This is a genomic window from Pseudomonas sp. TWI929 (assembly GCF_039673335.1).
GTDB lineage: Bacteria > Pseudomonadota > Gammaproteobacteria > Pseudomonadales > Pseudomonadaceae > Aquipseudomonas.
In genome coordinates this window covers 24,769-36,221 of sequence record NZ_JBDJLK010000056.1, presented here as the reverse complement: position 1 = coordinate 36,221, position 11,453 = coordinate 24,769, and the positions used below count along the sequence as shown (strand labels likewise).

Here is an 11,453-nt window from a genome sequence, read left to right as displayed (position 1 = left end):
GGGAGGGGCTTCCCGCGGTTTTGGGGGGGGCGCCAATTTCTCCCTCTGGGCGCCCCCCCCCGCTCCCACAGGGATCGCGTCAGGTTAGAAAGTGGTACGCAGGCCCACTTCAACACTACGCCCCGGTGCCGGCGCGATATCGCGCAGGATCGAGCTGGCATAGCGCACGGTCTGGTCGGTCAGGTTCTCGCCGCGGACAAACGCCAGCCACTGGCTCTGGCCAATGTCGAAGCGGTAGCCAACGCTCGCCCCCAGCGTGGTATAGCCATCGGTGCTGGTTTCGTTGGCCGGTTTGCGGTGCTGCGACGCGGCATGCTGTACATCGACCCGCGCTTGCCAGCGCTCCAGTTCCCAGACCAGGCCGCTGTTCAGGCGTAGCGGGGCGATGCGTGGCAGCGGCTCGCCGCTGTCGAGGTTTTTCGCCCGGGTATAGTCACCGGACAGTTCCAGCGCGAAGCTGCCATAGCGGTTCTCAGCCAGTTGCAAGCGGTCCTGGGCCTCGATGCCGTAGAAACGCGCCCGTACGCCCTGGTACTGGTATTCCGGGAAGCCGTCGTCATGGTCGTGGTCATCCTCGTCATGGTCGTGGTCATGCCCGCCCTCGCGGGTGTTGCCGGTGCCGATCAGGCCGATGTAGTTGCGGAAGTGGCTGTAGAACACCCCGACACTGCCCTTGTGGGTGCCATTGTCGAAGCGCAGCGCCAAGTCGGCGGAAATGGCCTTTTCCTTGTTCAGGCTGGCATCGCCCACTTCAAAGGCACCGGTGGCCACGTGGGCACCATTGGCGTACAGCTCGTAAAAGGTCGGGGCGCGCTCGGTGTAACCGAGGTTGGTGGCCAGCGACCAGATCGGGTCGAGCTGGTACACCGCCCCCGAAGACAGGCTGAAGGCATTGAAGCTGCTGGCGCTATTGGCGTCGACGAAGTTTTCGTTGCCTTTGGCATCCGGGTCGACCCGGGTGTGCTCCAGCCGCGCGCCCAGGCTCAGGTTCAGGCGCTCGGTGGCCTGCCACTGCTCCAACATGAACAGCGCCAGGCTGTCGGTGTCGGTGTGCGGGACGAAGGCTTCCTCGCCCAAGGCGGAGAATTCGTTATGGCTGACCTGAGCACCGATCACCCCTTCCAGCGGCCCGAGCGGTTGGTGGCGGGCTTCGATGCGCGCTTCGTAGCCTTTGTTCTTGAAGGTGGTGTGGACCTCGCCTTCTTCGATCTCGCTGTGTTCGTAGTCGGTGTAGCCGGCATCGACCTTGACCGAGCTGAACGGGCCATCCAGGTCACGCAGCTCCGAGGCGAATGCGTAGTGGTCCTGCTTCATGTCCAGGCGCACACCGGACTCGGCCACCGAGCCGTAGTTACTGTCGTAGCGGCTGTACGACAGGCCGGTGTAACCGTGATCCCAGTGGTAGGCACCACCGACTGCGCCACCGTCCTGGCGGCCGTCGCTATTTTCCAGGCGGTGTTTGCTGCCGGGCTCGTCGGCATCACGCACCTTGGAACTGCGGGCGTAACCGGGGATGCGCAGGTCATTGAACTGGCGGCTGTTGGCATCCAGGTGCAGGGCGAAGGCCCCGTTGCCGGCCTCCAGCTTGCCGGCGCTGCTGCGGGTGGTGTCGGCACCGCCGTAGCGCAGTTCGCCGGCACCGTGAATGCCCTCAATGGGCGCGTCCGGGATGCGGTTGTCGAAAGTATTGACCACGCCGCCAATGGCATTGCCGCCGTAAAGCAGGGCGGCCGGGCCACGGACGATCTCGACACGTTCGACGGTAACCGGGTCCAGTGGCACGGCGTGATCATAGGACAGTGACGAGGCATCCAGGGCGCCAACACCATTGCGCAGGATGCGAATACGGTCGCCATCCAGGCCGCGGATTACCGGGCGGCTGGCGCCAGGGCCGAACCAGGTAGAGGCGACACCGGGCTGCTTGTTCAGGGTTTCACCGAGGCTGCCGTGCTGTTGCTGCAGCAGGTTGTCGCCTTCCAGCACGGTACTGGGCGCGGCCAGTTGGCGATTGCCCAAGGGGTTGGCGGTGATGACCTGGGGTTCGAGTTCCACGGCCTGGCTGGGTGATGCAGCCAGCCAGAGCGCAACGGCGAGGGGGGAGAGGCGAAGCGGTGTGTACAGCATGGGGATGGGGCGTTCCTTGGCAGATGCTTTTGTAATGTTACAACATAACATCTTTATTTCATCACAGAGGTTTTGCACCTGGCCAGCGGTTTTTCTGTCGACTCGACTGATCCCTCCCGCCACTACACTCGTGTAAGGTGCGCATCTTTCCTACGGAGCACAGCATGAGCACGGCCCAACACAACGCGTTGCACGGCAAGACCCTTGAACAGATCCTCACCGAGCTGGTGGCGCACTACCAATGGCAGGGCCTGGCCGAGCGCATCGATGTGCGCTGCTTCAAAAGCAACCCGACCATCAAGTCGAGCCTGACTTTCCTGCGCAAAACGCCGTGGGCGCGAGAAAAGGTTGAGCAGCTGTACGTGAAGCTGCAGCGCCAGGCCTGATATGCCGCGCCGCCCCTGGCTGACTGGCATGGCTGTGTTGGGCTGGTTCGGCCTGACCGTGCAGGTGTACCTGGTGTTGCTGGCGCGTTGGCAGGAACAGGCCAGCCTGATTGGCGGGCTGATCAATGTGTTCGGCTACTTCACCGTACTGACCAATACCCTGGTGGCAACGGCGCTCAGTTATGCCGCGTTTGGCCGGGAAGGCCGTGGCAAACGCTTTTTCCTGTCGCCGTCGGTGAGCTCCGCAGTGGCTGCCAGCATCGTGCTGGTGGCGTTGGCCTATAGCGTGTTGCTACGCCACTTGTGGCAGCCGCAGGGCTGGCAATGGCTGGCGGATGAATTGCTGCACGATGTGATGCCGGTGCTGTATGCCTTGTACTGGTGGTACGAAGTGCCCAAAGGCAGGCTGCGGCTATGGCACCTGGCGGTTTGGACGGTGTACCCGACGGTGTACTTCGGCTATGCGCTGTGGCGGGGGAGCGAGATTGGCGTGTATGCCTACCCGTTCATCGATGTGGCGAGCCTGGGGTATGGGCAGGTGATACTCAATGCCCTGGGGGTGCTGGCGGGGTTCTGGGGGATTGGGCTGGTGATGCTGGGGCTGGACCGGTGGCGTGGGGTACGCAGGCTTGCTTAGTCTGTTCCAGCCTCTTCGCGGGTAAACCCGCTCCCACAGGAATACCACAGTCTCCAAGGCCTGTGATTTTCCTGTGGGAGCGGGTTTACCCGCGAAGGGGCCGGGACAGGCTGAAAACAATCACTCGTCGTCCGCGGTCCCGTCGGCACGCCAGTAGGCCGCCGCTTTCAGCGCATCTTCCGGCACCCCTTTCTCCAGCAACAGCGCCTTAGCCTGGCGGGTGAGTGCCTTTTCCAGCGCCACCCAGCCGTACAAGCGGCCTTGCGGCAAAGTCAGGTTCTGCACCAGTGCCAGCAAGTCTTCCTGTTGGCGGCGTACCCAGATCACTTCCACCTGGGCCTTGCTCGGCAGCGCCTGACGTTCTTGTTCGTCTTCGATCTGGATCACCGCCAGCACCTGGCGCCCTGCAGGCAATTCCTCCAGCCGCCGGCCAATCGCCGGGATGGCGGTTTCGTCACCGATCAGCAGGTAGCTGTCGAAAATGTCCGGCACCACCATCGACGCTCGCGGCCCGGCGATATCCAGGGTTTGCCCTGGCGCGGCCTGGGCGGCCCAGGTGGAGGCTGGGCCATCGCCGTGCAGCACGAAGTCGATGTCCAGCTCGTTGGCCACCAGGTCGATACGCCGTGGCGTGTATTCGCGCATGGTCGGCCGTGCGCCACCGGCCTTGGCCACGTTACCGGCTATGTTACGAGCCTCGATGGCCTGCTGTTGCTCGGGCGTTTCGGCAAACAGCAGCTTGATATGGTCGTCGCTGCCTACGCTGGTAAAACCTTGTAGCTCGGCGCCGCCGAGGGTGATGCGGCGCATGCGCGGGGTCAGCTCGGTAACCCGCAGCACCTGCAGGCGGCGTTGGCGGATCTCGTGGTTGACGCGGTGAATGGTGTTACTCATGGGGAGCCTCCCTGACAAGTTCGGCAGGCCCGGATGCGATGGCCTTGGCCGTGTGGTTGAGCAGTTCACGAACCCGTTCGATTTCTTCCGGTGTCCAGCGACCGCTGTGCATGTGCAGTGCGTGGCGCAGGTTGCCGACCGCCTCATGAATCTCTGGTGGGCGGTCGTGGCCACGCAGGGCACGCTTGCTGACCTCGATGCGCATGCGCACGCCGTCCAGGGCGACGGCCTGTTCGGCCAAGGCGGCGCGGCCGGCATCGGTAATGACATAGAGGCGTTTGCTGCCCTGCACCTGGCCACTGATCAGTTCGGCTTCCTCAAGGAAGTTGAGGGTGGGGTAGATCACCCCTGGGCTGGGGCTGTAGCTACCGTCGAACAGGTTTTCGATCTTGCGGATCAGGTCGTAGCCGTGGCCGGGTTGCTCGGCGAGCAGGTCCAGCATCAGCAGCTTGAGGTCACCGGGGGCGAAAACGCGTGGGCCGCGCTCGCCACGGCCGGGGCGCCGCTCGAAGGGGTCATGGGGGGTGTGTTCGCGCATGGGGATAGGGCTCCGTCGTTTGCGATATATCGTAAGATATTACTCAAGATATATCTAAAGACAAGCCCTTAATTGCAGATGATTATCATCTAGTTGATCGATGCATCCTCTTGTGGCGTGGCGGAGTGCACCGCCACCTGCGGCGGTTTGCACTCGTTCGGATTGCCTGGCTGCAGGTACGGCATGAGGATCGGTGCCATTCCCTTGAGCACCTGCACTGGCAGCGCCGAGGTGAACTTGAACGCTTCCGCCGTGCGTCCCGGTACGAACGCGGTCAAGGTGCCGAAGTGGTTGTCGCCCAGGAAGAACACGAAAGTGGCGGTACGGTTCAACGAGCGCGAGCCGATCAGCCGGCCGCCAGCGCCAAAGCTTTCGATACGGTTGTCACCGGTACCGGTCTTGCCGCCCATCACCAGTGGCGTACCGTCCTGCAGCTTGAAGCTGCCGGAAATGCGCCGTGCGGTGCCCGCATCCACCACCTGCGACATGGCGCCTTTGAGGGCGCGCGCCACCTCGACCGGCAAAATGCGCACGCCTCGGTCCGGGTCGCTGACTAGCTTGGTCTCGTAAGGCGTATTAGCGGCAAAGTGCAGGGTGTCGATGCGCAAGGTCGGCAGGCGCACACCGTCGTTCTGGATGATGCCTACCAGTTCAGAGAGGGCGGCGGGGCGGTCGCCCGAGCTGCCAATGGCGGTGGCCAGCGAGGGTACCAGGTGGTCGAATGGATAGCCCACGCGCTTCCAGCGCTGGTGGATGTCGAGGAAAGCTTCGATCTCGACCATGGTGCGGATGCGGCTGTCACGGGCGCCCTGATGGCGGCTCTTGAACAGCCAGCCGTACACCTCCTGGCGCTCGAAGCGGCTGGCGTTGACCATCTCGGTCAGTGTCGAACTCGGGTTCTTCAGCAGGTAGCCGAGCAGCCACAGATCCAGCGGGTGGACCTTGGCGATATAGCCCTGGTCAGGCAGGTCGTACTTGCCTGGGCCATAGGCGTCGTACATCTCCGACAGGCGGCCATCGGTCAGCTTGCCGAGGACGATCTTGTCACCCTTGAGGTGGGCACGGACAAAGGCGTTGAAGGTTTCCTGACCGGCCTCGGGGAACAGGTAGCGGTGCACCGCCGCCAGCCGTTGCGGGGTCACGCGCATGCTGTCGAGGAAGGTATCCAGGCGCTGCTGTGAGGTCTTGCGCTGGTATTTCTTCCAGAAGCGCATCAGGTAATTGGTGCCTTCCTTGTCGGCGAAACGGGCCAGGTACTCCTGGCGGCGAGGGTCGGAGTCGTCCTTGAGCAGCGGCACCCGGTTGAAGGGCTGCTGGTAGGTCACGTAGCGCACCAGGTCGCGCATCAGGCGGATGAACGGCAGGTTGATCGACTCGCGCAACGCGTCCTTGAGCGTTGGGTTACGGTTGTTGTCTTCCTTGCGGAAGTTGTTGAACACATGCATCCCGCCGCCAGTGAAGAAGGCTTCGCCAGTGTTGGCTGAGTACTTGCGCTCCAGCGCGGCATCGAGCATGGCGTCCAGGCTCTGGTTCTTGCTGTTCTGCCCCAGCCATTCCAGCGACCATTGGGTAATGCGGTCCAGCTCTGCCACTTCCACTTTCTTCAGCTCGGCGGCGGGCTTGCCGGCGTACTTGTCATGCAGCTCGGCGATGATCTCCAGGTAAGTGGTGAGCACCCGCAGCTTGGCGGTGGAGCCCAGCTCCAGCTTGCTGCCTTCGTTGATATCGAAAGGTTGGTCGGTGCTGTCGGTCTGCACCCGCACCCGCGAGCCGTCGGCGGTACGCTCGAACAAGGTGAAGCTGTAGCTCACCTGGTCGGTGGTCTTGGAAGTCAGCAGGCGTTCGCCGATCAGGCCCATCTGCGCAGCGAACTCAGGGTCGGCGAGGTTTTTCAGGTACTGGCTGACCTGCAACTGCAGGTCGGCCTGCAAAGTACTGGTGGCCGACACGTCAAGGCGGTCGAGGTCGTACAGCGGGCGGTTGAGCATGGCCGCCAGGCGGTTGCGCGCCAGGCTGATGCCCTTGTTGGTGACGATCGGCACGATGGTCGGTTGCGCCACCCAGTCGCGGTACACGGCCTTGCTGGCCAGCGCGGCATCGGCCAGTGGCTGCTCAATCACCTTGTTGGCGGCGAGCACACGGATGTGGGAGTCGGTGAGGTCAGCCAACTCGACCCTGCCCTTGGAGAGGTAGTGCGAAGGCCGGCGCTGGGCAATCATCAATGACAGCACCTGGCGCAGGGCCAGGCCGCGCACGGCCATGCTTTCGGGGTCGCTGGCGGTGGAGTTCAGGGCCTGGTTGACCTGGTCGAAGTCGGCGCCGTACCACACCCGCAAGCCTTCGGCCATGCCATGCACTTCGCCGTGCCCAGGCACGGCAGACAGCGGCACACTGTTAAGGTAGTCACGCACGATACGCTGGCGCGCTTCGGTGGTGTCGGGGCCGCCTTGGTAGGCACGTACGCTGGCGGAGATCATCTGGCGGATCTTTTCGGCACCCGACACGGTCAGGCCATCTGGTGAGTGGCGGTATTTCTCCAGCTGCGTGGCCAGGGTGCTGCCACCGGCGGACTGGCCGGGCAGGGCCAGGTATTTGGCCACCTGGCTATAGGCGGCCTTGGCGAAACGCGGCCAGTCCACCGCCGGGTTGTTGCGCGGGTCCTTGGTATCCAGCAGGTCGCGGTTCTCGATGAACAGCAGGCTGTTGACCATCACCGGTGGGATCGCGGCAAAGTCCGGGTACAAGTGCTGCGGGTAGTTGTACTGGTACAGCGTGTCGCCGCGGCAGTCGGTGATCGACAAACCGGCCTGGATCTTCTCGATATAGGGGGCGAACAGCCCATGATCGACATAGTTCATCAGTGCGGGTGAAAACTTCACCTGCTCGCTGATCAGGTAATCGCGCTTGAGCAGGCGCGGCAGGAACTCGCCCAGGGCGCTGTAGCCCAGGCGTTTGTCGAACGGCCCATCACCGGGGTAGACAATGGCATCGCTGGGGCCGGGCTGCAGCGAGTAGGTCAGCGTACCAGCCAGTTTGCTGAATTCTCGCGATTGCAGTTCGGATGTGCGGAACTCGTCATACGCGGCGAAGCCGATAGCCACCAGTGCCACCAGCAGGATCAGCAAGATCAGCCGCCACCAAAGCCGACGATGACGAGGTGACTTGGGTTGTGGCGTCTCGGCCGGAGGTATTTCGGGTGCTTCCGTTCTGGTTGGTTCCGATTGCCACAGTGCGCCCATAGTCTTCTATCCGGCCAGGTGTTTTCGTCTTGCTTGTCTGAAGCTTAGACGTTGAGCGGATGAGGTGAAAAATTTGTAGGAAGTGAAGAAAAGTGGCGTAGGGCTATGCGGCTTTGGTGTCGGTTTCTTCATACGGCAATGTTGCTATGGTGCCGGGGCGATTTTTAGGGCCGCTGCGCGCCCCATCGCGAACGAGGCCGCGCCTACAAGAGTGCGCAGTCCCTTGCAGGAGTGGCCTTGTATCGCGAAAAGGCTGTATGGCAGCCCCAGAAAACTCGCTGATTTTTCCTGTATATACAGCGAAAATCCCTACGTCGAGCTTCCTATACTGCTCGCCCCCTTCGCCCTGCCGGGCGCTCTAGTCCGGCACACGGGCCGGCCCACAAGGCCAGCCTGGCAAGCCAACGCCACGCCTATCGGCATGGTCGATGCTGCACGAAGGTCAAATCCAATAACAAAATGAGGTTGTATTGCTATGCCAGTTGGCAACCATCCTGCCCACGGCCAGGCCACCGAAGGCGGCCCGCTCAAGCGTGAACTGGGCGAACGGCACATCCGCCTGATGGCGCTGGGCGCCTGTATCGGTGTCGGTCTCTTCCTGGGGTCGGCCAAGGCCATCGAAATGGCCGGCCCGGCCATCATGCTGTCCTACATCATCGGCGGCCTGGCCATCCTGGTGATCATGCGCGCCCTTGGCGAAATGGCCGTGCACAACCCTGTCGCCGGCTCCTTCAGCCGCTATGCCCAGGACTACCTCGGCCCGCTGGCGGGCTTCCTTACCGGCTGGAACTACTGGTTCCTGTGGCTGGTGACCTGTGTCGCCGAAATCACCGCAGTGGCCATCTACATGGGCATCTGGTTCCCCGACGTCCCCCGCTGGATCTGGGCCCTGGCGGCGCTGGGCAGCATGGGCGCGGTCAACCTGGTGGCGGTAAAGGCCTTTGGTGAATTCGAGTTCTGGTTCGCCCTGATCAAGATCGTCACCATTATCGCCATGGTCCTCGGCGGCATCGGCATCATCGCCTTTGGCTTCGGCAATGACGGCGTGGCAGTGGGTATCTCCAACCTGTGGAGCAACGGCGGCTTCATGCCCAATGGTGTGACTGGCGTGCTGATGTCGCTGCAGATGGTGATGTTCGCCTACCTGGGCGTGGAAATGATCGGTCTGACCGCCGGTGAAGCACGCAACCCGCAAAAGACCATTCCACAAGCCATCGGCTCGGTGTTCTGGCGCATCCTGCTGTTCTACGTCGGTGCGCTGTTCGTGATCCTGTCGATCTACCCGTGGAACGAAATCGGCAGCCAGGGCAGCCCATTCGTCATGACCTTCGAGCGCCTCGGCATCAAGACTGCCGCTGGCATCATCAACTTCGTGGTTATCACTGCGGCACTGTCGTCGTGCAATGGCGGCATCTTCAGCACCGGGCGCATGCTCTACAGCCTGGCGCAGAACGGCCAGGCCCCGGCGGCTTTCGCCCGTACCTCGAAGAACGGCGTGCCGCGCAATGCGTTGCTGCTGTCGATCGGCGCGCTGCTGCTGGGCGTGCTGGCCAACTATCTGGTACCTGAGAAGGTTTTCGTCTGGGTGACTTCGATCGCCACATTCGGCGCGATCTGGACCTGGGTGATGATCCTGCTGGCGCAGCTGAAGTTCCGTGCCGGCCTTACCACTGCTGAGCGCAAGGCTCTGAAGTACCGCATGTGGCTGTGGCCGCTGAGCTCGTACCTGGCACTGGCATTCCTGGTGCTGGTGGTCGGTTTGATGGCGTACTTCGAGGATACCCGCGTGGCGCTGTACATTGGCCCGGCGTTCCTGGTGCTGCTGACAGTGCTGTACTACACGTTCCGCCTGGCGCCGAAAGAAGCGCAGGGTGTGGCCAGTACCGCGTCCTGATCTGAGTTAGCCGGGGCCGCCTTGCGGCCCTATCGCGACGCAAGGCCGCTCCCACAGATGACCGCGATCCATTCGACTGATGCGGTCCCCTGTGGGAGCGGCCTTGTGTCGCTATCAGGCCGCCACTTCGCTATTGGGCTCAAAGCTGTCCGCCCGCGCCAGTTGCCACATGCGCGAATAGAACTGGCCATTCACCTCGCCGGCCAGCAACTCCCCCGGCTTCAAGAACACATGCATCTGCGAGAACAGCTTGATCTCGGTGGCAGACACGCGCCGCACAAGGTGCTTGGCCTCCAGCTGTGCCGGGTGTTCCAGGCCCGCTGCCGCGAGCATTTCGGCCAGGGCGCGCAAGGTGTTGTGATGGAAGTTCTGCACCCGCTGGGCCTTGTCCGGCACCACCAGGGCGCGCTGACGTAGCGGGTCTTGCGTGGCCACGCCAGTCGGGCACTTGTTGGTGTGGCAGCTTTGCGACTGGATGCAGCCGATGGCAAACATGAAGCCGCGCGCCGAGTTGGCCCAGTCGGCACCAATGGCCAGTACGCTGGCGATGTCGAAGGCGCTGACAATCTTGCCGCTGGCGCCCAGCTTGATCTTGTCGCGCAGGTTCAGGCCGACCAGGGTGTTGTGCACGAACAGCAGGCCTTCGCGCAGCGGCACGCCGATATGGTCGGTGAACTCCACTGGCGCCGCACCAGTGCCGCCTTCCTTGCCGTCTACGACGATGAAGTCGGGGAGGATGCCGGTTTCCAGCATGGCCTTGGCGATGCCCATGAACTCCCACGGGTGGCCCAGGCAGAACTTGAAGCCCACCGGTTTGCCACCCGACAGCTCACGCAGCTGGGCGATGAACTGCATCATTTCGATAGGGGTAGAGAAAGCGCTGTGGCGCGACGGCGAGATGCAGTCTTCGCCCATCAGCACGCCACGTGTTTCGGCAATTTCCTGGGTGACCTTGTGCTTGGGCAGGATGCCGCCATGGCCGGGTTTGGCGCCTTGGCTCATCTTGATCTCGATCATCCGCACCTGCGGGCTGCGTGCCTGGGCGGCGAAGCGTTCGGGGTCGAAGCGCCCGTCTGGCGTGCGGCAGCCGAAGTAGCCGCTGCCCAACTCCCACACCAGGTCGCCTCCATGCTCACGGTGATAGGGGCTGATGCTGCCTTCGCCGGTGTCATGGTGGAAATTGCCCAGCTTGGCGCCCTGGTTGAGGGCGCGAATGGCATTGGCACTGAGCGAACCAAAGCTCATCGCCGATATGTTGAAGATTGATGCGGAGTACGGCTGGCTGCACTGCGGCCCGCCGACGCTGACCCGGAAGCTGGCCGGGTCAGCCAGTGGTGCCGGACGCATGGAGTGGCCGATGAACTCGAAGCCGGACTCGTACACGTCGATGAGGGTGCCAAAGGGTTTGTCCGATGCTTCGTTCTTTGCCCGTGCATACACCAGCGAGCGCTGCGCGCGGGAGAACGGCAGGGCATCGCTGTCGGACTCCAGCAGGTACTGGCGGATTTCCGGGCGAATGGCCTCGACCAAGTAGCGGATGTTGCCCAGGATCGGGTAGTTGCGGCGTACCGCGTGGCGTTGCTGCAGCAGGTCGAACAGGCCGATCAGGCTGAGGATGGCGGTGGTCAGGGTGAACGGCCACAACCATTCGTGGTGGGTGAAGGGCAGGCTCGCCAGGGTGAACAACACACAGGCGGCGAAGAAGGCATAGCGGCTGAGAAGTGACAGGCTCATACAGGGT

Annotated in this window: 8 protein-coding genes; 3 read left to right on the top strand and 5 right to left on the bottom strand. The window is 62.9% G+C overall.

All coding sequences use genetic code 11. The features are described 5' to 3' along the window. Positions 1 to 84: 84 nt before the first annotated feature. On the bottom strand, positions 85 to 2,124 hold the full coding sequence (locus tag ABE456_RS20050; protein WP_346645471.1) for a TonB-dependent receptor: 2,040 nt from the start codon (positions 2,122 to 2,124) through the stop codon (positions 85 to 87). A 164-nt stretch (positions 2,125 to 2,288) separates the two neighbouring features. Between ABE456_RS20050 and ABE456_RS20045 the strand changes: the two genes are divergently transcribed. Together ABE456_RS20045 and ABE456_RS20040 are read left to right on the top strand one after the other, a co-directional pair. After that, positions 2,289 to 2,510, top strand: coding sequence for a VF530 family protein (locus ABE456_RS20045; protein ID WP_003252112.1), 222 nt, complete (start codon positions 2,289 to 2,291; stop codon positions 2,508 to 2,510). Between the two features lies 1 nt (position 2,511). Continuing rightward, positions 2,512 to 3,147, top strand: coding sequence for a Pr6Pr family membrane protein (locus ABE456_RS20040; RefSeq protein ID WP_346645470.1), 636 nt, complete (start codon positions 2,512 to 2,514; stop codon positions 3,145 to 3,147). Positions 3,148 to 3,267: 120 nt separating this feature from the next. Here the strand turns inward: ABE456_RS20040 and ABE456_RS20035 are convergent, their stop codons facing one another. The 3 genes from ABE456_RS20035 to ABE456_RS20025 form a co-directional block, all read right to left on the bottom strand. Then, positions 3,268 to 4,041 carry a siderophore-interacting protein gene (locus tag ABE456_RS20035; protein WP_346645469.1) on the bottom strand — a complete coding sequence of 258 codons (774 nt, stop codon included), beginning with the start codon at positions 4,039 to 4,041 and terminating at the stop codon, positions 3,268 to 3,270. Then, positions 4,034 to 4,579: a PadR family transcriptional regulator gene (locus ABE456_RS20030; RefSeq protein ID WP_346645468.1), complete on the bottom strand. Its 546-nt coding sequence runs from the start codon at positions 4,577 to 4,579 to the stop codon at positions 4,034 to 4,036. Before ABE456_RS20030 ends, ABE456_RS20035 begins: the two co-directional genes overlap by 8 nt. 89 nt (positions 4,580 to 4,668) lie before the next feature. Beyond that, positions 4,669 to 7,818, bottom strand: a complete 3,150-nt coding sequence (locus ABE456_RS20025; RefSeq protein WP_346645467.1) for a transglycosylase domain-containing protein — start codon at positions 7,816 to 7,818, stop codon at positions 4,669 to 4,671. 475 nt (positions 7,819 to 8,293) lie between these two features. Here ABE456_RS20025 and ABE456_RS20020 point away from each other — a divergent pair, with 475 nt between their 5' ends. Continuing rightward, positions 8,294 to 9,712: an amino acid permease gene (locus ABE456_RS20020; protein ID WP_346645466.1), complete on the top strand. Its 1,419-nt coding sequence runs from the start codon at positions 8,294 to 8,296 to the stop codon at positions 9,710 to 9,712. Between the two features lie 114 nt (positions 9,713 to 9,826). Here ABE456_RS20020 and ABE456_RS20015 read toward each other — a convergent pair whose 3' ends face one another. Beyond that, entirely contained in the window at positions 9,827 to 11,446 is a 1,620-nt protein-coding gene (locus ABE456_RS20015; protein ID WP_346645465.1) for an FMN-binding glutamate synthase family protein, read from the bottom strand. Positions 11,447 to 11,453 lie beyond the last annotated feature (7 nt).

Bases quoted from the DNA above. Each gene is read 5' to 3' on its own strand.
- ABE456_RS20045 (WP_003252112.1), top strand. From the start codon at position 2,289: ATGAGCACGGCCCAACACAACGCGTTGCACGGCAAGACCCTTGAACAG.
- ABE456_RS20035 (WP_346645469.1), bottom strand. From the start codon at position 4,041: ATGAGTAACACCATTCACCGCGTCAACCACGAGATCCGCCAACGCCGC.
- ABE456_RS20050 (WP_346645471.1), bottom strand. From the start codon at position 2,124: ATGCTGTACACACCGCTTCGCCTCTCCCCCCTCGCCGTTGCGCTCTGG.
- ABE456_RS20025 (WP_346645467.1), bottom strand. From the start codon at position 7,818: ATGGGCGCACTGTGGCAATCGGAACCAACCAGAACGGAAGCACCCGAA.
- ABE456_RS20020 (WP_346645466.1), top strand. From the start codon at position 8,294: ATGCCAGTTGGCAACCATCCTGCCCACGGCCAGGCCACCGAAGGCGGC.
- ABE456_RS20030 (WP_346645468.1), bottom strand. From the start codon at position 4,579: ATGCGCGAACACACCCCCCATGACCCCTTCGAGCGGCGCCCCGGCCGT.
- ABE456_RS20015 (WP_346645465.1), bottom strand. From the start codon at position 11,446: ATGAGCCTGTCACTTCTCAGCCGCTATGCCTTCTTCGCCGCCTGTGTG.
- ABE456_RS20040 (WP_346645470.1), top strand. From the start codon at position 2,512: ATGCCGCGCCGCCCCTGGCTGACTGGCATGGCTGTGTTGGGCTGGTTC.